The organism is Epilithonimonas sp. 33E, assembly GCF_059372615.1.
The window spans coordinates 1,352,188-1,371,997 of record NZ_CM182009.1 but is presented as its reverse complement, the minus strand read 5'-3'; the positions used below and the strand labels follow the sequence as shown (position 1 = coordinate 1,371,997).

At 31.9% G+C, this 19,810-nt stretch carries 17 protein-coding genes; 11 read left to right on the top strand and 6 right to left on the bottom strand.

The genetic code is table 11. The features are described from left to right. Positions 1-112 precede the first annotated feature (112 nt). From AC5P2S_RS06440 to AC5P2S_RS06425, 4 genes are all read left to right on the top strand, one after another. The gene (locus AC5P2S_RS06440; protein ID WP_494556639.1) at positions 113-883 is read left to right on the top strand and encodes a hypothetical protein; all 771 of its coding nucleotides are present in this window, start codon (positions 113-115) and stop codon (positions 881-883) included. 10 nt (positions 884-893) lie between these two features. Next, the gene (locus tag AC5P2S_RS06435) at positions 894-1,478 is read left to right on the top strand and encodes a PM0109 family protein (protein ID WP_494556638.1); all 585 of its coding nucleotides are present in this window, start codon (positions 894-896) and stop codon (positions 1,476-1,478) included. A gap of 194 nt (positions 1,479-1,672) precedes the next feature. Further along, on the top strand, positions 1,673-2,950 hold the full coding sequence (locus AC5P2S_RS06430; RefSeq protein ID WP_494556637.1) for a hypothetical protein: 1,278 nt from the start codon (positions 1,673-1,675) through the stop codon (positions 2,948-2,950). A gap of 6 nt (positions 2,951-2,956) precedes the next feature. After that, positions 2,957-3,349 (top strand): hypothetical protein, encoded by a 393-nt coding sequence (locus tag AC5P2S_RS06425; protein WP_494556636.1) that lies wholly within the window; start codon positions 2,957-2,959, stop codon positions 3,347-3,349. A 179-nt stretch (positions 3,350-3,528) separates the two neighbouring features. On the opposite strand, the gene AC5P2S_RS06420 is transcribed toward AC5P2S_RS06425, so the two are convergent. Together AC5P2S_RS06420 and AC5P2S_RS06415 are read right to left on the bottom strand one after the other, a co-directional pair. Further along, positions 3,529-4,350, bottom strand: a complete 822-nt coding sequence (locus tag AC5P2S_RS06420) for a hypothetical protein (RefSeq protein ID WP_494556635.1) — start codon at positions 4,348-4,350, stop codon at positions 3,529-3,531. Positions 4,351-4,439: 89 nt separating this feature from the next. Beyond that, complete coding sequence (locus tag AC5P2S_RS06415; protein ID WP_494556634.1) at positions 4,440-5,207, bottom strand: hypothetical protein; 768 nt, start codon at positions 5,205-5,207, stop codon at positions 4,440-4,442. A gap of 381 nt (positions 5,208-5,588) precedes the next feature. Here AC5P2S_RS06415 and AC5P2S_RS06410 point away from each other — a divergent pair, with 381 nt between their 5' ends. The 6 genes from AC5P2S_RS06410 to AC5P2S_RS06385 all read left to right on the top strand — a co-directional run bounded on the left by AC5P2S_RS06410 (position 5,589) and on the right by AC5P2S_RS06385 (position 11,432). Further along, positions 5,589-6,362 carry a DUF1883 domain-containing protein gene (locus AC5P2S_RS06410; RefSeq protein WP_494556633.1) on the top strand — a complete coding sequence of 258 codons (774 nt, stop codon included), beginning with the start codon at positions 5,589-5,591 and terminating at the stop codon, positions 6,360-6,362. Between the two features lie 55 nt (positions 6,363-6,417). Continuing rightward, positions 6,418-8,505: an ATP-binding protein gene (locus tag AC5P2S_RS06405; RefSeq protein WP_494556632.1), complete on the top strand. Its 2,088-nt coding sequence runs from the start codon at positions 6,418-6,420 to the stop codon at positions 8,503-8,505. A gap of 16 nt (positions 8,506-8,521) precedes the next feature. Further along, positions 8,522-8,938, top strand: coding sequence for a group I intron-associated PD-(D/E)XK endonuclease (locus AC5P2S_RS06400; RefSeq protein ID WP_494556631.1), 417 nt, complete (start codon positions 8,522-8,524; stop codon positions 8,936-8,938). A gap of 39 nt (positions 8,939-8,977) precedes the next feature. Further along, the gene (locus tag AC5P2S_RS06395) at positions 8,978-9,388 is read left to right on the top strand and encodes a hypothetical protein (RefSeq protein WP_494556630.1); all 411 of its coding nucleotides are present in this window, start codon (positions 8,978-8,980) and stop codon (positions 9,386-9,388) included. Positions 9,389-9,723: 335 nt separating this feature from the next. Further along, positions 9,724-10,449 (top strand): DUF6088 family protein, encoded by a 726-nt coding sequence (locus tag AC5P2S_RS06390; protein ID WP_494556629.1) that lies wholly within the window; start codon positions 9,724-9,726, stop codon positions 10,447-10,449. Then, entirely contained in the window at positions 10,434-11,432 is a 999-nt protein-coding gene (locus AC5P2S_RS06385; protein ID WP_494556628.1) for a nucleotidyl transferase AbiEii/AbiGii toxin family protein, read from the top strand. The genes AC5P2S_RS06390 and AC5P2S_RS06385 overlap by 16 nt, the downstream gene beginning before the upstream one ends. A gap of 331 nt (positions 11,433-11,763) precedes the next feature. Here the strand turns inward: AC5P2S_RS06385 and AC5P2S_RS06380 are convergent, their stop codons facing one another. The 3 genes from AC5P2S_RS06380 to AC5P2S_RS06370 form a co-directional block, all read right to left on the bottom strand. Then, complete coding sequence (locus tag AC5P2S_RS06380; RefSeq protein ID WP_494556627.1) at positions 11,764-13,044, bottom strand: DUF3945 domain-containing protein; 1,281 nt, start codon at positions 13,042-13,044, stop codon at positions 11,764-11,766. A 276-nt stretch (positions 13,045-13,320) separates the two neighbouring features. Beyond that, the gene (locus tag AC5P2S_RS06375; RefSeq protein ID WP_494556626.1) at positions 13,321-13,767 is read right to left on the bottom strand and encodes a hypothetical protein; all 447 of its coding nucleotides are present in this window, start codon (positions 13,765-13,767) and stop codon (positions 13,321-13,323) included. Between the two features lie 184 nt (positions 13,768-13,951). After that, positions 13,952-14,380, bottom strand: a complete 429-nt coding sequence (locus tag AC5P2S_RS06370; RefSeq protein ID WP_494556625.1) for a JAB domain-containing protein — start codon at positions 14,378-14,380, stop codon at positions 13,952-13,954. Positions 14,381-15,333: 953 nt separating this feature from the next. Here AC5P2S_RS06370 and AC5P2S_RS06365 point away from each other — a divergent pair. After that, complete coding sequence (locus tag AC5P2S_RS06365; RefSeq protein WP_494556624.1) at positions 15,334-16,650, top strand: T9SS type A sorting domain-containing protein; 1,317 nt, start codon at positions 15,334-15,336, stop codon at positions 16,648-16,650. Between the two features lie 117 nt (positions 16,651-16,767). Here AC5P2S_RS06365 and AC5P2S_RS06360 read toward each other — a convergent pair whose 3' ends face one another. Beyond that, on the bottom strand, positions 16,768-19,710 hold the full coding sequence (locus tag AC5P2S_RS06360; protein ID WP_494556623.1) for a T9SS type A sorting domain-containing protein: 2,943 nt from the start codon (positions 19,708-19,710) through the stop codon (positions 16,768-16,770). Positions 19,711-19,810: the final 100 nt, after the last annotated feature.

Here is a 19,810-nt window from a genome sequence, read left to right as displayed (position 1 = left end):
TGAAGCTTACTTAGAATACGATAAAAGCAAGTAATTGCTATTTAACAGCAAGAATACATATTTTTTCATGTAGTATTGATGTAAAATAAAATATTAAAAATTATATTGCACTGTGATATCTCATTTTTACCAAAGGAAAAGCAAGCTACAGACTAAAGAAGATAGTTTAGTCTCTATTACTTTCGACGGCTTAAAATACCTACCAGATGAAATATTTTGGTGTATTTTAAGAAATTCTTTAATTGCAGGTAACCTACCTAATGTCACTGCCATCAATGAAATTCATTTTTGGCAGCATTGGAGTGCAGAAGGAACCTCAAACAAAAATTATATAGAGCCCGATATCTTTATTAGAACCGACAATTTTGATGTTATCATAGAAGCTAAAAGATGGGACAAGAACCAGCAGTCGCTACATCAAAAAAATGATCAGATAAAAGCATATCACAATGAGTTCTATGAAAGCTATAAGCCATTATACTATATAGAATTAGGCGGATTATATAATAACAATCCTGAGAGTAGTTACATCTACGAAAATTTAGAAGTTATTACTTGTAAAACCAATTGGACTCAGCTCCTATCTTCAATTGTTAGACATTATCAAAATTTTGACCGACTCAATTTAAAATTGTTCAATCCTCAGAAAAGAATTTTGGAAGATATAATAAAAGGTTTTGAGCTTCATCAATTCTACACTATAAAATGGATTGTTGATTTTAAAACGCATAAAATAGACACTCATAGATTTGACTTTTTTAAGTTTACTAAAAATTTTAATTGTGGGAAAGAAAGACTAATCACACCACTAAAAAATCTTTCTCGAGTATCAATTTCTAATACAACAACAAATAATCTTTTTGAATATGCAAAACCACATTAACAATACATTATTGGATGTAAGAAAAGCCTACAGATTACTTTTTGAATATCAAGATAGAGTAAAAAATCTAATTGCATTTATAGGAGGTCATTATGATTTTGAGTTTAATGAAGGCTATCCTGTTTTTTCTGATCACCTTAAAAATGGAACAAGGGTTAGTTTGGATCACTGGGCTTGGGATTGGTTAGGTATGTATTTTTACCATTTTAAATTTGCAAAAAAAAATGATTTAACATTTTCAATTTTCATTTTAAATGACAGCGGTTATTATGATGCTTCTAAACAGAATGAAAATACGCCAAATAAATTAAACACGGAAACCTTTACTCCAGTTGATAAAGCTGAAACCAAGCTTTTTTTTGTTATTGGGAAAAAGATGTGGAGGCAAGAAACTGAATTAAGAGATTGGGAGAAAATTCTTTTTCAGAAAAACAATATTTTCATTTCCGAGAATGGCGGAAAGTTCATTTTTAAAGAATATACTTTAGAACATTTCATAGATGAAGGTTCAGCAATTTCTTCATTGAGAGACTTTCAACAATTCTGTCAAGAAAATGAAATCTTTATTCAGTTTAAAGAGAAAGAACTTCAATAATCACTTATGACCTTATTTAAATAAAATAAATTTCCGACATCTGATAACACTAAATAATTTCTTTATAATACCAATCCATTTTTGTAGTATTTATAGGGTATTCCATAGTAAATATTATTTTTTTTCAAAGGCTTTTTTATTTTTTTTTAATTATTTATCCTCCTATTTTTGGCCAAACTAAAACCTATGAAAATATGAGGAAAACTTTTTTATCGTTTTTAATTACTATTTGTACTACCTTTCTCTTTTCTCTGCAATCCTGTATCAATGAGACAGTAGAATCAGATACTTTTGACAGTACTAATCCTATTACTTATCTTAAAAATGTGTACTTAAAAGATAAGTATATGGTCTCAGGAAAAAAAATTGAATGGGAAAATATTAGGATATACAAAAATGAAGATGTAATCAATTTAATTTCTGTTCCAATTAAAAGTGAAATTAATGATGTTATTGAAGAATTAACTTTTAGAATCGACAATAATAAAATTAGCGGTCATCTTTGGAAATTCACTTCCCAAAATTTTTCAGCAACCGATTACAAACTTCCTGCCCATGAGATTATGGCTGATATGACAGGTGTGGTTTCTTATGTTTCATTAGACGGATCCATTCGTTTTGAAAAGAAAATAGTAAATGGTGAGTTATTGGTAGATGAAGCTTTAAAAGGAAGTCATCCTGGTGCATTCTGTAATATCTGTCATGGGGAGATTCCTGAAGTTATAATTACGGTTCCTGGCACTGGAGGTACTGGTGGAAACCCAGACCCTCCCCTTCCCCCTACTACGACAGTACCTAATCCTAATAACCCTAATGACCCTTGTAACAAGGCTAAAGCTGGCTCACAAAAAGCAACAGATTTGTCAAAAAATGCTAAATTCGGAACAGCTAAACAAGGGGTGTTAAATAGTTATAACCAAAATGGAGGAGAAAACGGCGTTGCTTTTGGAACAAACTCACCAGACGGACCACTTGAATCTACTGGAGTACAGGTTCTTGATGAGCACAATGGCAAAATAAACAATCCTTATCCCTATCCCGTTGGAAATATTCACAATCATCCATCAACCAACCCTCCTTCAGCAGGTGATGTTTATAGCCTAATAAGCCTAAACAATGTATATCCAACTTTTCAGACTATGTATGTTGTAGCGTCAAATGGTTCAACTTATGCATTAGTTGTTACTAACTCTGGACTTTTTGAAAGTTTTATTAGTAATTACCCACCTAAGTCAACACCATATGGCCCAATTTTTCCAACTGCAGTAAATGATGAATATAATGATATTGCGTTTGATTCAAATACGAGTAATCAGCAAGGATATGAAAACGCTTTATCCTATATTTTAGATAAATACAACGCAGGGGTTGCTTTAACAAAAATGGATAGCAACGGTAATTTTAAGAAAATAAATACAGCAAAAAATAGTTCAAATGGTAGTACTACCTATTCTCAATCAACTTGTAACTAAAATAATATGAAAAATTATAAAAAACCATTTTTGTTTTTGACTTTATTTTTGTCGCTTTCTATATACAGTCAAAATCTAAGCAAAAAGGAAGTAACGCAAATTCAAAGTGTACAAAAGAATTACAATCAATATAAAAATAAAGAATTTAAAGATTTATTGTTAGATCTACCTGAGATAAAAATGATTCGAATTATGCCTAATAATCCTGAGTCTGGTGTCCACACTTTTATAATTGGTTTTGTAAATAATGCAAAATTTAGCAAGCTTCCTAATAAAGAAAGACTAACTGTTTTTATAAAAGATAGCATTCAGGAAAAAAATCTCTTTAAAGAAGATATCACTACAAATGAAGCTATAAGAAAATATGGTAAATTAAATGTGGATTTGGTTATACATTAATAAATTCCAAACAAATAAAAAGACTCTGTTTTTCTTAAACTCAGAGTCTTTTTATTTAAGTATAGAATTCCGTTATCAAGGTTTTCGACAACGGGAAGTGGGGACAAAGAGAGGTTGATTTGGAAATTAAATCAATTAACCAAACTGTTGTCTTTGAAAACTTTTGATTTTTGAAATCCTTATTCAAGCAATCGATCTAAATAGTCTAAATCATCTTCATCCAGCCAATGGTTGTCAGTAATCTGAATAGCTCTTGTTGAACCATCCATATAAATTATATTGACTGAAACTAATTTCATTGTCTGTACAATATCTGTTAACCAAACACTATCGAAAGACCACGAACCAGTAGCAGAACTTTCGACCGGACCAATACCTTTTCTACTTATATTCTTACCAACTCTGTCTTTCACAGCATTTTTTCCGTAAAAATTGAAAGTGATATATTTAATTGTTTTTTTGCTAAAATTCAATATTTTAAATTCCGCACCGGTAAACGAATACTGTTCAGTTGGATGTGCAGAAAGAATAGCAATACCATTTTTTTCTTTGCTGAAAACTTTATTTGAAGCTTCTTTTCTTAATTGAAGCATATAGACTTCCGATAACCTTCTTGACCAATCATCAAGACTGTCTTTTTCGGAACTTGTATAGTTTGCGAATTTATTTTTTATTTCTGAAAACTGCTTTCGATGACCATCTAGAAAAAATGCATTATTATGCTCTTCTTCGTCAGCCATGTAGTACTTCTTACCATCAAAATAAAAACCTATAATGTCTTTTGTAGCAGAATAACTTTTACATTCTGAAATCTCAGATACAAAAAGCATATTGTGATCTTGATATTTACTATCATAACTTCCACTTCCGTAGCAGGAAGTACTAATACTTGGATAAATAAGTGAATTCTTACTGTACATAATTACCATAGAATCCATCTTAAGTTGACAATAACACAGATGCAGAAACAAAACTGCAAATAAAATCATTAGTTTTTTCATGATTGTAAGTTTTCACAAAAGTAAAGAAAAACTAAAACAGATCTAAATAAAACAGCCGACCTATTTATCAAAAATTGATAGAATTATTTCTAGGAACATTCTTTATTTATTATCACTTTATACTTATTCCTATTTTGAAGAAAATGATGTTTTATTTTGAGAATAGTTAAATTTGAGGTTTGAGGATTAAAATTACAAGTTGCTAACTTTTGATGACAAACATCTGAAGTACAGATAACAATACGATTGTCTTCATAGAATTCTAATCCATAACTAGATACTCCGATAAAATCCGGAAGTTGCTGGGTCATTAATCGTCTTAGCTGATTATCACAAGACCACCAAGCAAACTGGTCTAGCTTTACATCAATAAGATAATCATCAAAAGATTTACCTTCTTCTAATCCTGATCCACTGTTAGCTTTTAATGTCGAAAATTTTATACTTTGCTTTTCTGCTTCTGGTAAAGGTTCCGTGATTGAGACATGAATTAATCCCACCAAGGGAAAGCCATCTTCTACTAAGCCTTGAACCTGAGTAACACCTAACGAATTTGCGTTTCTGCCCGGGTTTTTCCTTGTTGGACGGATAATTTTAATTTCGTACACTGAAGTTTTCTCAAAGTATATTTTATCTTTACTAAAAGGAATAATCAATACATCAATATCGCCTGGTTTTTTACCTGCTTCTAGTTTTAATTCATTTCTTAGGATTATTTTTGTAACGTAAAAGCCCTGAAAATCAAAATAGGCTTTTGGATCAGGATAATAAATCCCACTTAAGAATGATCTCAAATCAGTTTTTTCACGGTCATTATTCCAATTTAACAAAAGGTCAATGACTTCATTTTCACTCATTGATTTAGACACTCTCGTTTTATTAAACATATCGTTATTGGAGGTGTTCATATTTCAATGATTTTATTGATTTGTAGGAAATTAAAATTACTAAATTTTTTGAGTAAAAGCTCTTAACTAATTTTAGAAATGATATTTAAAAGAAGGGGTGGCCTAAAAAAAGTCTGTCGAATTAAAAATTAGAACGTAACAGTAATTGCTAAAAGAATAAAAAAGTTTATTCTCATTGTATTTTTTAAAACTCTAACCTAAAGACTTAAATTGAGTTACATTAAGTAAAAATCAAATTAAAAATCTTAACTAGAATTAAGATTTTTTTGTTTTAAAAAAAATAGTTTTAAAGCACAAAAATTAACTACATTTGATTCAAACTATAATCATATGAATTTCACACACTATAACTTAGGCAGAAAAGAAAGAGGACAGATTGTTGAAATAAATCTACAAGGAAGTGCCGCAAATGTTCGTTTAATGGACAATTCAAATTTCCAAAACTATAAAAACGGTAGAAGACATACTTACTATGGTGGATTAGCAAAAAAATCCCCTGTAAGATTGCAAATTCCTACTTCAGGAAATTGGCATGTTACTGTTGATTTACAAGGACTAAGAGGAAATGTAAAATCAAGTATAAGAATTTTGCCAAGCCCTTTACCCACTCTACGGGAGCCTGCCTTATCAACCGTTCCTAGTTTAGTTCATAAGGATGACTACAGAGCAGAGACTGATTCAGAAATTGAAAAGACATATGATGTTTTTATTTCTCACGCTTCTGAAGATAAAGATGAAGTTGTCAGGCCTCTTGCTCAAGCTCTTATCAATCAAGGATTAAAAGTATGGTATGATGAATTCGAATTGAAAATTGGAGATAGTTTAAGAAGAAAAATTGATAAAGGTCTAGCCAACAGCAATTTTGGAATTGTTGTTTTATCTAAAGATTTCATCAAGAAAGGATGGACTAACTATGAACTAGATGGAATTATAACAAAATCCGTAAGTGGTGAACAAATCGTATTACCAATATGGCATAATATTACAAAGAAAGAAGTTTTAGATTTTAGTCCTTCAATAGCCGACAAAGTAGCAAGAAATACATCTTCATATACAGTTGAAGAAATCGCATCTGAAATTGCCGAGCTTATACAGGAAGCCTAATAATTTGATTAAATTAAAAATTTAATACACCTGTAAATTGTAAAAAACTAATCACATGATCACGGATAAAACAACTCCTTTTATAGTATCAAATATAACTAATTTACGAAGTAGAGTAAACAAGCTATACATACCTAAAACCAAATCATTGCTTCCCCTATTCGAAGTTGTAAGTAATAGCATCCACGCTATCTTTGAAAAACGAGATATCGAAAAAAATTTTCAAGGAAAAATTATTATTAAGCTTATAAGAAATGGTGATGAATCCACTCTAAAAGAACTTGATTTTATTGATAAATATCCTCTAAAATCATTCGAAGTAAGTGACAATGGGATAGGTTTAAACAACGAAAATTTCATTTCCTTTCAAGAATTTGATTCCGAGAAAAAAGCTAAAATTGGAGGTAAGGGTATTGGAAGATTGGTTTGTTTAAAACTTTTTTCTAAAATGGTCGTTGAAAGTATTTATACAGAAAATGGAAAATTTTATAGTAGAAATTTCGAATATAAAAAAAATATAAAAGAAGGATTTGATAAGTATGAAAATCCCGAATCAGAAAAAACTATCACAGGTACAAAAGTAATTTTAGAAAATTTTGAAACAGAATACCAAAAGAAAGCCCCAAAAGATCTTTTAGATATTGCAAGGCAAATAATCACTCATTTTCAATTATATTTTATAGAAAAAGTCATTCCTGAAATTATAATTAGAAATCAAAATAATGAAGAGATAAACTTGCTCAATCTATTTAAATCAGAATTTGAATCAGAGATTCTAGATGACACTTTTAATATTGGAAGTTATGAGTTTAAAGTTTATATAACAAAATCTTTTAATTCACTTAGTCACAAAATACTTTATTGTGCTCACGAAAGAACGGTAAAAGATGAGGGACTATCAAAATACATAGAAGACCTAAGATATATAATTAAAGATAACGACTCATTATTAGGTTATCATTATCAAGTCTTTGTGCTAAGTAAATTGTTAGATGAAAAAGTTAATGAGGAAAGAACAAACTTTCATTTTTCCGATGACGAAGAGGGAAATTCAGAAAGTGATGATGATATAACCCTTGCAAGAATAAGAAGAGAAACATTACTTAAAGTTGAAGAATTACTATCCAGCTTTCTTAGTAAAACTCGAAAGGAAAAAGTCGAACAATATATACCTATTATACAAAGCGAGTTTCCAAATTATGCCAGTGTAATAGAATATAATAGAGATAAAGTTGAAAAAATCCCTGCTGGCTTAACACCTAAAGAACTCGATGTAAAACTATATGAAATTGAAAGTGAATGGAAATTGGAGGTAAAAATAGAAGGTATCAAGTTGCTAGATGAAAAAAAAGACATTACATCCTTAGAAGATTATAAAAAATTGTATGATAGATTTTGGTCAGAATTTAATGAAGTTGGTAAAACAGATCTAGCAAGATATGTTGTTCACAGACGCTCTGTAATTGACATGCTGGATAAACTTATAAAATGGGATTCAACCCAAAAATTTTATAATGAAGATATACTTCACAGTTTGTTCTTTCCAATAAAAGAAGACAAAGGAACAGTTATACATGAAAAGCAGAACCTGTGGCTTTTAGACGAAAGACTAACCTTTAACAACTTGTTGGCTTCTGATAAAACATTTAATCAAATTCAACAATTAAATTCTAATTCTACAGATAGAATTGATTTGATTATTAGACAAGAAGAAATTTTTGATAAAGCAACACTTTTTTCCGAAGATAAATTTCCAAATGAATCATTTACAATAGTTGAATTTAAAAAACCATATAGAAATGATTATGTCTTAGGAGATCCCAAAAAGGATCCTATCAGACAAGTGAGAAAATATATCAATGAAATTATTGATAAAGAAATCAAAAGCGAAGGAAGAAGTATCGAAGCTGATAAGACAACTCCCTTTTATTGCTATATCATAGCTGACATCACAAGTACTTTGGAATATATACTAAGGGAAGAAATGTTCACTAAAATGCCTGACAACATAGGATATTTTAGATTTTACACATCTGATGAATTAAAGTATAAAGCATATGTAGAAGTTATTCCGTTCAAGAAAGTCATTAAAAATGCTAAAGAAAGGAATAAAATACTTTTTGACAAACTTAATATTTCTTAAAATATTTGTCTCAATAATGGATATAGGAAATGAAATTTTTGACAAACAAAAAGTAGGTCTTAGTGGAGAATTTTTCGTTGCCGCAGAATTATTAAAAAGAAATTTTCAAGTCTCTTTAACATTTGGTAATGCTAAATCTGTCGATTTAATAGCTTTTAAAGACGAATCAAAACCTATTAAAATACAAGTCAAGACGCTACGCTCTCATAATTCATATACAGTAGACAAAAGTAAATTAAAAGGTCACTATTTCATATTTGTCGTTTTGAATAATATTGGAGAACAGCCTACTTTCTACATCATTGATGGTGAATCTATTCTATTAAACTTGGAAAAATTTTATGGATCAAGTATTGGTTCTAAAAGAGAAACAATTAATTATGGTTCACTAAAATTATTTATAGACAATTGGCACATTTTAGATAAGATATAAATTAGTACAAATTATATATAAAGAATTAAAAAGCAAATCATGAATGAAATCAAAATTCTAACTAAATCTAAATTAGATAAAATTAAGAATAATCCTGAATCATCTGGATTAGCTTATAAACTTTACGGAAAATCAAAAAACATTCTTGATTATACAGATAAAGAAATTTCCGAAATGGCATTTGGAATTTACTTGCACAAAAAAACTTTATTAGTTGATGGTGATTATTTTATTTGTCTAAATGATGTGATTAAAATAGAATGTGAACTTCATAATGTTTCGTACATACAGAAACCTACTTTAGAAGCTTGGAAAGATAATAGTTGCAATGCAATCAGTAATATTAGAACATTTTATGTTAAAGACTATTTTTTAATTACCAATAACAATAAAAATCCTAATTTTAATAGACATAAGATAACAAAATATCTAACCAGAATTGGTTTTTAAAACATGGCAGAGGAAAATTTAGAGGATACTTCAGTATTTCCAATGACTATAAGACCATTCAAAATGGATTATTTCCTAAAGATTTATACCATCCAATAAAGAGATATATTAATGGACTTTTCTTTTATGATGACTATAAGATTTCAGATTTTGAAGTAATAAGTTCTATAAAATTCATCGCCCAGTAGTAGAAGATTAGGTAGTCACTGTACCTTTGCAACTAATGTTGCAAAGGTACAGTGACTACCAATAAACTCCAAATAATCTATCAATTTTGTCCAGTTTTTTTAGTAAATAACTGGACATTTTATTATATTTGTTAAAAGTATTAATAGATGAAAACATCTGATATTGTTAAAGATAAGATTGACAGATTAGCCACGGGATATATTTTCACCTATAAGGATTTCACCCTATCGGTAAAAAATAAAGAAGCTGTTATAAAAGCTTTAAATAGATTAGCAGAAAAGGGCAAAATAAAAAAAATATCAAAGGGAAAATTTTATAAACCAGAGTCAACTGTATTTGGAGAGCTACTCCCAGATCAATATCAGATTGTAAAAGATTTACTAGAGGAAAACAATAAAATCACTGGATATCTTACCGGTTATAGCATCTACAATTCTTTGGGTCTTACGTCTCAAGTAAGTAACACCATACAAATTGGAAAAAATAACACAAGACCCTTTTTAAGAAGAGAGAGATATATAATTAATTTCATCAAACAACCGAATGTTATTAACAAAGAAAACATCCCCTATTTACAGTTTCTGGATTGTTTAAAATTCATTAAAAAAATCCCCGACACTTCAAATGAGAAAGCAATTGGACGTTTACTATCTATAGCTTCTGATTACAAAATAAAAGATATAGAACAATTAGTAAGACTGGTTCAAAAGTACCCACCTTCTACCCGATCATTATTAGGAGCATTATTGGATGAACTTCATTTGGAAACCTATTCTGACAGTATTCTTAAAACCTTGAATCCAATCACAAAATATAATTTTATGGGAATTGGAAATATTTTAGGACAATCAAAAAAATGGAATCTCATATGAATTTGCATCACGATAAAAAACTATTTGAACAAGCCATACGATTTACTGCTGATAAAATGAAGATACGTTCTATTTATGTGGAAAAGGATTACTGGGTTACTTTGGCTCTATATAAAATCCATCAGAATACTATTGGAAAAGATGTTGTCTTCAAAGGAGGAACCGCACTCTCAAAATGTTACAAATTAATAGAGAGATTCTCAGAAGACATAGATTTAGTTGTTTTAAGAAACGAAAATGAGACAGATAGTAAACTGAAGACTAAACTCAAAGAAATAAGTCTGGCAATAGAGGATGAGCTTCCAGAAATTGAAGTTTATGGAATAACACGAAAAATGGGAATGAATAGAAAAACAGCTCATTCCTATGATAAACTATTCAAGGGAGACTTCGGACAGGTAAGAGATTTTATAGTATTAGAATCCAGCTGGCTCGGGCATCATGAACCCTATAGTAAAAGAAGTATCCAATCCTTAATTGGAGAGACATTAGAAAAAGACAAACAAATTGATCTTGTCAAGAAATTTGGATTACAAGCATTCGAAATGAATGTACTTGAACCTTCAAGAACTATTTGTGAAAAAATAATGAGTTTAGTAAGATTTTCTTACTCGGAAAATCCCATTGAAGATTTAAAAAAGAAAATTAGACACCCCTATGACCTTCATCAGCTGATAATACAACCAGAATTTAAAAATTTTGTTGAATCAGAAGATTTTACAAACATGCTATTAAAGGTTGCTAAAGACGATATAAAAAGCTTTAGAAATAATAACGAATGGCTTAATAATCATCCCAACGAAAGTTTCTTTTTCAAAGAAATTGATGATATATGGAAGAAAGATTTAGTACCAACGTATGAACAAGAATTTAGTAAATTAGTGCATGGTCAATTGCCCGATGAAAATGAAGTACTAAAAACAATAAAATTGTTGAAAGAAAGAATGAAAAAAATAGAATGGAATATTACAATTAATGAGTAGGCACTAATTCTATACTTTTAAAATATTATCTAAAACTATAAACTATTCCGCAACCTTTTCAAAAGAAATAGGGTTGCTTCAAAATTCAGCAAAAATGCGTTTCCGACAACAGGGAGGAATTGCATTTTTGCCGCCAATTTTTCCCAAGATACAAAACCTTAAGCTACCTCAACAATTAGACAAAGCTTAAATTTATAAACTATCAGACATAAAATTCCAAAACTACATCATAAGTTTGAATACAAATAAAAACCTCCAAAGTTTAAATACTTTGGAGGTTTTTACCACTATAATCCATAGAGTAATCAATAATCTTACTCAAACACATAAATTATACTTTCTTCGGATTCTTAAACGAAAATACAATCCTCTTAGAAAGCTCATCAAAACGAATATACCCCTGATAATTCTTTCCGCTCTTACTAACCAGTCCTTTGATGTAAGCCCACTCTCCTACTACCAATTTCTTCATCTGCCATCCAAACAACCGCTTCCCTCTAAACATCTTCGGAATCTCAACCAAAATCTCATCTTTAGAAATCCTCGACTCAGAACTTTTCAAATCCCTTTCAAACAAAAACTCAACACATTGTTTCTCAGCATTAAATTGAAGATTAGCAGAAAACTCTTTACCATTTCTTGAAATCATCCCATCAACAAACAACAACTTTCCCTCTTTCAGAGTTCTCTGTTGTTCCTTATCAAGCTGAACACCGCAAACCACAACAGGAATTCTGACAAAATCCAACCTCAAAGAAAATAATTCATTAGTTAGCTTATCCATGCTAATCAAAGAAGGAATCAATTCTCCGGTTGCTTCATCAAGAAGCTCTACAACCCTGCCCATATTTTCAGAATTTAAAAGATTCAATTCATCTTCTTTGCTAAATCTATGACCAAAAAACAGCTCTTCAAAATTCGGTTTATCCTGTATTTTATGAATACAAACAACCACTTCCCCATCATTATTCAATCTAAGTTGTAACCTTGCATCAGCCTTAATTACTGATTTTCCATTCTTCATTAATATAGGAATCAGCTTGGGCGTTTTATAGCCTTTCAGCAAACAATCCAACACGCCCAACCGATCCAACTTATCCCTATCAAGACCTATATCTGCTAATCGTTTCCATGGTACATCTTCCATCTGAAAGCGGTACTGGAAAGAGTTGATTTCAGAAGGCTTTTGATAAAAATTATCATTTACTTTAAAAGAATCTTTTCCAGCTTTTGCCTGATTTCTGATGGCTTCAACTCTCTCGATAGAAACTGCGTAGTCAATCAAATCCCTTTTCTCACTATCCGAAGAAGCTTCTACATACTTCTGCAGTCCAATTGCAGTTTCTCTCGCTTCATATTCGTTCACTTTAAAAAATGAATAATCAGCAGGTTCTTTAAGCTGATAATAAAAATCCGTATAAAAGTCTAAAAAAGATACTGCCGACGAATCAATACTAAGCATTGTATCATTCCCACTCCCGTCGGGCTGAACCTCTATGAGATTTCCCTGCTCATTCACACTCTGTACAATCCCGACAGAATTATTACTGTGACGAAGTACCAATAAAGTACTCAATTCTGAAATTCCCGTATTGCTTACTATATTACTCATAATGCTTATTTTAGAAGTTATTTATTGTTGTATTTATAATTAGATGACATTATTTCTTGATTATCCTCACTGTCTCTTATATCTTATCTGCATTCTCTGTCCTGCCAGCCTTGCTTGTTCCTGTTTCTTTTATCTCGTCTCTCTTGTCCATCTTGTCTGTTTTCTATGTCTTGTGTGCCTTCTATATCTCCTGTTTCGTCCGTTCTCTATACCTTGTCTTGTAAGAAATATGACTTTTACTTTGCTAATCACTTCATAAAAACACAGAATAAAGACCTACTCGTCTTTCATCATATACAAAGGTTTCGGTTGTATCAATTCTAAATTATCCCATACAAAACAGAAAATCTCCTTAATCTCATTCTCAGAAAGTTTCCTGAGCATAATTGTATTTCTATAATCATCATAAAACCTAATTTCACCATTGGGGAATTGACAGGTTGCTATTTTGACAGCCTTACGACTACACTTAATACACAAATACAATATCAATTCACTCCATCCCTCGTAACCTATTAAAAGAGTTTCATCAAAAGGTAATTCATCAGGAAAAGCTTTGTGTATGTTAGAGTTGTTAAAGCTTAATTTTGCAAGCCGATTACAATTTTCTATACCTTCACTATTTGCCATCTTTTTAGCAAACATTACCAATTCAATAGCACCTCTAGGGCTTTCTAAACCATACAATAAAGGTTCAACACTTGATAAAACTGTACTTTTCATATTTTTTTGTTAATTTTTTTAAAACTTAAACATCTAGAGCCATTGCTGAAATTCTGAATGCTCTTTAGATTTCATTTTTTGGAAGAAAATTCCAAACCTCCAAAGAGTAAAATTAAAACCCTCAAGATTCATCACAACTATTCACAACCGCAACCATCCCTTTGTAATCAAAAACCTAAAAACCTCATATCATCCCATCATCTGCAAAAGAATAATGCGAATCCGAAGTCAAAATCACGTGATCCAGCAAAGACATACTCATAACCTTACAAGCCTCTTTAATCTGAGCGGTCATTTTAATATCAGCACTTGAAGGTTTGAGATTTCCGGAGGGATGATTATGAGCTACAATAATTCCCGAAGCATTACAAAGAAGACCAGCCTGCATCACAATTCTGACATCGACCAAAGTTGAAGAAATTCCGCACTCTGATATTTTCTTAATTCCTAAAACCTTGTTCGCCTGATTCAGATACAATGCAAAAAACGATTCCCGATAATCCATTTCATCAGAATCAAAATGCTCTCTAAAAATCTTCACGGCATCCCTTGAAGATGAGATTAACCTTTCACAATTTCCTTTTCTTGAATAGCTCAATTTAATTTCGTTCACAATATTAAAATTCATGTAATCCGCTCCGAGTGCGGCGGAGACCTGTTTTTCCCGCACCTACCATTAAAAACCTGTAGATTCTGTAATTGCAACTTGAAGAAAATTTTGACCTTTTCTATTCTTTACTTGATTGTAATCCATAAGACTGATTTACAATTTGATCATGCAAAACATTTATAATTGGATTAGTTGAATTGATTTCTAATACATTTGGACAAACTGATTGATCAATACCGTGAAGTAATTATCTTTTAATAACATCATATCAAATGATTTATACTGAGAGAATAAATAAGAATCAAAATTTCAATGAACTGCATTTGCACCTTGTGAGGTTTCTGACTTTTCTATGCGGATTACCATTCAGGCAGACACAATGAAAACTGCAATCAATTCCTTGAAAACAATAAGAAAGAAGATCGATGAAAACTTGAAATATTTTTGCGGAGGGTTTGGAATCTCCGATTCCGGATACCTAAAAAGATTTTTTTCAGCAGTGACAACGGAATAGATTTGCTATAGAAAATGAGACAGACTCAGAGGTAATCATGAATTATGTTCTGGGAATGATAGATTAAAATGTAGAGTGTATGATGACAGGAGTAATTTGAATAAGACACAGTTTAATTGGGTTTCTTGATTATTTACAAGCTTTAACAATTATTTTTTAGCATACAATCAAATAACGCTATGATTCTATAGTATAAACCAAAAATCGTAAAGAAGTATATAAAAACATTATTGAAAGATCAAAGTTCTACAGATGTTGATTATATTTGTTGAATACGAAGCTAACAAACTATAAACCAGTTAAATCATTTTTTACAATGAAAAAATTTCTATTTTTTAAGATTATCCTTGTCCTGCTTTTATTTGGCGGTAAAGCGCAAGCTCAAATAGATGGAACTCTTGATACTTCTTTTGCCATTGGGTCAGGATTTAACCAAGCTGTCATGGCCACTGCCGTACAGTCGGATGGAAAAATTTTGGTAGGCGGTTGGTTTACATATTATAAGGGAACAGAACAAAACCACATCACCCGCTTAAATATAGACGGAAGCATTGATACATCTTTCAACACAGGTTTGGGTTTTAGTGGCATCGGAAATACTTATGTTGATACGATCACTGTGCAGACAGATGGCAAAATCCTTATTGGTGGCAGATTTACATCATACAATGGTGTAGATCAAAACCTCATAACACGCTTGAATGCGGACGGAACTATGGACTCATCTTTTAATATCGGTTCCGGATTCGATGTTGGCAGTTTCAACAGTGTCAATTCAATAGCTGTACAATCTGATGATAAAATTCTCATAGGTGGTCGATTTGTATCCTACAACGGTAAAAATCAAGCAGCTATTGCCCGTCTAAATACCAATGGGACATTAGATAATTTTTCTGCGGGATTTGGTTCTGCTGATATGGTAGAATCTATAGCAATACAATCTGATGGTAAAATCATTATAGCTGGGGCATTTACCTATAATTACATCTTAGGAAAACAAAATGATATAGTCAGATTAAATGCCAATGGAACACACGATCCTTCTTTTGAGATTGGGACAGGATTTGATGGAGCCCCAACCAATCCAATAATTCAATCGATAGTCTTACAACCTGATGGTAAAGTCCTAGTTGGCGGCTGGTTTACAACTTACAAAGGACTCACTCAAAACAGGATCGCACGTCTAAATACAAACGGGTCTTTGGATACATCATTTGCTGTCGGAACGGGAATTGAAAATTATTCTGTTGGGACAATTGCTTTACAGTCTGATGGAAAAATTGTATTGGGAGGAAATTTTATTAGTATTAATGGAACAAGCCAAAGATGCATATCACGTCTTAATCATAATGGCAGTGTTGACACTACATTCAACATTGGAGCAGGATTTAGCGGTATCATAACAAATATAAAAGCCATTTCAATACAGTCCGATGGAAAAATTGTGGCTGGAGGTTACTTTGAGAAATATCAAGGAGTGACACAAAACAGACTAGCACGCTTAACCGGAGCTACATTATCAGCCCATGATATTAAAATTGCAAAGATTGATATCTATCCTAATCCTGTACGAGATATACTTAATTTTTCCGAAGTAATAACCAGTTTAAAAATAACAGAACCTTCAGGTAAGCTTGTTACGGAAATGTTCGTTAATGGAACATCTATCGACATAGGTAAACTTAGAAAAGGTGCATACTTTGTAACATTCAGTAATAGAAATGGAGAAAGCGTAACAAAAAAAATTGTGAAGAATTAGCTTTTGCAACTATATACTGAAATTAAATACATCAAAAAATCAAACGCGTGTAAAAACATTTTAAAAAGAAAGACCATCATATTAAATATGATGGTCAGAAGTTAAAATTAAATACAGTTAATTCTTAATAAACTTAAATGACTGAACACCTTTCTCTGTAAAAACATGAATGAGGTAAGTTCCCTGAATTAGATACCGAACGTTAAGATATCTCACCCCATTCATCATCTGTTCAATGATTTTCTTACCATCGATGGAGATTACTACAACTTTAGAGATGTTTTCCTGTCCAGCAAAGTTGATAACATCTTTAACTGGGTTTGGAAATATTTTTAATTGAGAATCTTCGACTTCATTTGAACTTAATATTTCATTATAAGCTCTTACCGCCAATGATAATGAAGATTCACATATCCCGATGGTCTGGGTAGCATAATAGATCGTGTTATTAATAATTTTAGTGGTCACCGGTAGTACGTTGGTATGGTTTGTTGCGTCACCCACACTGGCATACCATTTAATCTTAGTTCCTGACACAACCAAAACATTTAAATCATCGCCAGCTTCAAAACTCTGAACCGTTTCACCAGTTGGGACAGAAGGCTTCTCATTAGGTGTTTTGATGGCAATTCTTGCACTTTCTACACTGTCAATCGTCTGTGAAACGTAGTAGGTCTGGTTATGAACCAATAGTGTTGACGTTGGAATTGATGCTCCTCCATATTCCGATTGGTACCATTTTAAATTCTGTCCTGATACATTGAGATCTCCGAGCGTATTACTACCACAGAAATTTTGTACAGATTCAGCTTCGGGCTGTACTGCATAAGAACCCACTCTTGCTATTCGATTATGAGCTACTCCATTATAACTGCTAAATCCGCCTCCAAACACTACTTTACCATTTGGTAGAATTGCAGATGTGTAGATGATATCGTTAGCTCCGCTGCCACCTGTGTTAAATGTCGTATCCAGACTTCCATCCCTATTGAGGCGAGCAATCTTATTGACCGCTACTCCATTGTAAGATGTAAAAATGCCAGAAATAACAATTCTTCCATCAGGTTGAATGGTAATACTCCTGACAGTGCTATTAGAACCAGTTCCAGTAAAAGAATCATCTAGGGTTCCATCTGTATTTAAGCGAACGATATTATTTACTGATTTTCCGTTATAAGAAGAAAAGCCGCCACCAACAATAATTTTTCCGTCCGACTGTATTGCCAAACATCGCAGTGTACTGTTAAAACCTGAGCCAATGTTGAAAGAGGTATCTAATGTCCCATCATTATTGAGTCTGGCAATACGGTTAGCTGTTGTACCGTTGTACATTGTAAACCATCCTGCAATAATGACTTTCTGATCCTGCTGAATTGCCAAGGCATTAATGATATCATTTGGACCAGAGCCTGTATTGAAAGAATTATCAATACTTCCTACTGAATTTAGTCTAATAATCTTGTTCCTATTAGTTCCGTTAAACGTTGTAAACTCACCAGCTACAAGGATTTTTTGATCGGCTGTTAATCCAATAGCATTAACGGTGCCATTAGCTCCAGTCCCGATGTTAAAGCTGTTATCTAAAGTTCCATCATTGTTAAGACGCGCCAATCGGTTAATGTTAATATTATTATATGAAGTAAACTGACCACCAATTAAAATTTTTCCATCTTCTTGTGTTTTGGACGTCAAAATTATGTTATCAGCTCCTGCTCCTCCAGCATTAAAATCTGGATCAAACTGGCCATCAGAGGTAAGTCTGGCAATCCTGTTTGAAGAACTTTGATTTAAAGGAGCGGTAAAGTTTCCTCCAATTATTGTTTTACCATCAGATTCTGCCGTAATCGTTTGTATATTGTCCGTTTCACCTAAATTATAATTTGTATCTAATGACCCGTCGCTATTGACACGTGCAATATAATTTCTTGCCGTTCCATTGAAAGATGTAAAAGTACCCCCTATTAAAATTTTTCCATCTTGTTGTATAGGCACTGTATAAACCCAAGTATTAGGACCATTAGCCACATCAAAAGATGTATCCAATGATCCGTTGCTGTTTAACCTTGCCAAATAGTTTCTAGTATAACCATTGAAATTCTTGAACCAGCCTCCAATTATGAATTTACCATCAGTTTGTCTACTTATAGACATAATGTAGTTATCTGCTCCTGTTCCAGCATTAAATGTTGTGTCCACAGTACCATCACTGTTTAATCTGGATATTTTAGAAGATCCAACAACAATTATTTTTCCATCAGGCTGAATCACTGTTGAAAAGATATATCCGTCAACAGAATTTGAAGTAAAGGTAGTATCCAGAATTCCGTTGCTGTCCAATCTAACAATATTTTTAACCGATGATCCATTATAAGACGCGAATTTTCCAGCAACTAAAGCTTGTCCGTTACTTAAAATATTAATAGAGTATATAAAGACCGGCTCCAGATTGGAGTTTGAAAATCCAAGACCGCTATCGAAAGAATTATCAATACTCCCATCTGAATTAAATCGAACAATTACATTTTGTTTTGCTGTTGGTTCGTATGGATTAGTAAATTTTCCAACTAATATTTTACCATCTTCCTGAATTGCTATGGCATTTACTTGCTCATTAACACCATTGACATTGTTAATTATGGCATTTCCGGGATTAAAAGTACTATCAAGACTGCCATCAGTGTTCAATCTGGCGAGCTTGATTATAGAAACACCGTCATAACTTGTAAAATTTCCCCCAATTACAATTTTTCCGTCAGTCTGAAGTGCTAATGCATTGATAACAAGATTGGCGCCTGCACCGGGATTAAATGCTGTATCTAAACTTCCGTCAACATTCAATCTAGCAATGCGGTTTCTGGATACTCCTCTGAAGGTCGTAAAGTTGCCGCACACTATTGCTTTTCCATCAGATTGGATCAATATTTTGTTTACAGGGTAACCAGAACTGTTAAATCCATAGTTGCCTGTAATTTGTGGATCAAAATCACTATCAGCAACACCTGCTTGTGCGAAAAATAAAACACTGATAATGAATGAAATAAGTAAAGCTATTTTTTTCATAGGTATTTTTTTATGGCTTAATTATAAATATTTACAAAGCATATCTGATTTATAAAATTATAATCACTTCATACATCAAAAAAAAAAAATGTTCTGAAAT

What these genes read in the sequence shown, in the direction of transcription:
- AC5P2S_RS06430 (WP_494556637.1), top strand. Translation starts at nt 1,673, where the DNA reads ATGAGGAAAACTTTTTTATCGTTTTTAATTACTATTTGTACTACCTTT.
- AC5P2S_RS06425 (WP_494556636.1), top strand. Translation starts at nt 2,957, where the DNA reads ATGAAAAATTATAAAAAACCATTTTTGTTTTTGACTTTATTTTTGTCG.
- AC5P2S_RS06420 (WP_494556635.1), bottom strand. Translation starts at nt 4,350, where the DNA reads ATGAAAAAACTAATGATTTTATTTGCAGTTTTGTTTCTGCATCTGTGT.
- AC5P2S_RS06415 (WP_494556634.1), bottom strand. Translation starts at nt 5,207, where the DNA reads ATGAGTGAAAATGAAGTCATTGACCTTTTGTTAAATTGGAATAATGAC.
- AC5P2S_RS06410 (WP_494556633.1), top strand. Translation starts at nt 5,589, where the DNA reads ATGAATTTCACACACTATAACTTAGGCAGAAAAGAAAGAGGACAGATT.
- AC5P2S_RS06405 (WP_494556632.1), top strand. Translation starts at nt 6,418, where the DNA reads ATGATCACGGATAAAACAACTCCTTTTATAGTATCAAATATAACTAAT.
- AC5P2S_RS06400 (WP_494556631.1), top strand. Translation starts at nt 8,522, where the DNA reads ATGGATATAGGAAATGAAATTTTTGACAAACAAAAAGTAGGTCTTAGT.
- AC5P2S_RS06395 (WP_494556630.1), top strand. Translation starts at nt 8,978, where the DNA reads ATGAATGAAATCAAAATTCTAACTAAATCTAAATTAGATAAAATTAAG.
- AC5P2S_RS06390 (WP_494556629.1), top strand. Translation starts at nt 9,724, where the DNA reads ATGAAAACATCTGATATTGTTAAAGATAAGATTGACAGATTAGCCACG.
- AC5P2S_RS06385 (WP_494556628.1), top strand. Translation starts at nt 10,434, where the DNA reads ATGGAATCTCATATGAATTTGCATCACGATAAAAAACTATTTGAACAA.
- AC5P2S_RS06380 (WP_494556627.1), bottom strand. Translation starts at nt 13,044, where the DNA reads ATGAGTAATATAGTAAGCAATACGGGAATTTCAGAATTGAGTACTTTA.
- AC5P2S_RS06375 (WP_494556626.1), bottom strand. Translation starts at nt 13,767, where the DNA reads ATGAAAAGTACAGTTTTATCAAGTGTTGAACCTTTATTGTATGGTTTA.
- AC5P2S_RS06365 (WP_494556624.1), top strand. Translation starts at nt 15,334, where the DNA reads ATGGCCACTGCCGTACAGTCGGATGGAAAAATTTTGGTAGGCGGTTGG.
- AC5P2S_RS06360 (WP_494556623.1), bottom strand. Translation starts at nt 19,710, where the DNA reads ATGAAAAAAATAGCTTTACTTATTTCATTCATTATCAGTGTTTTATTT.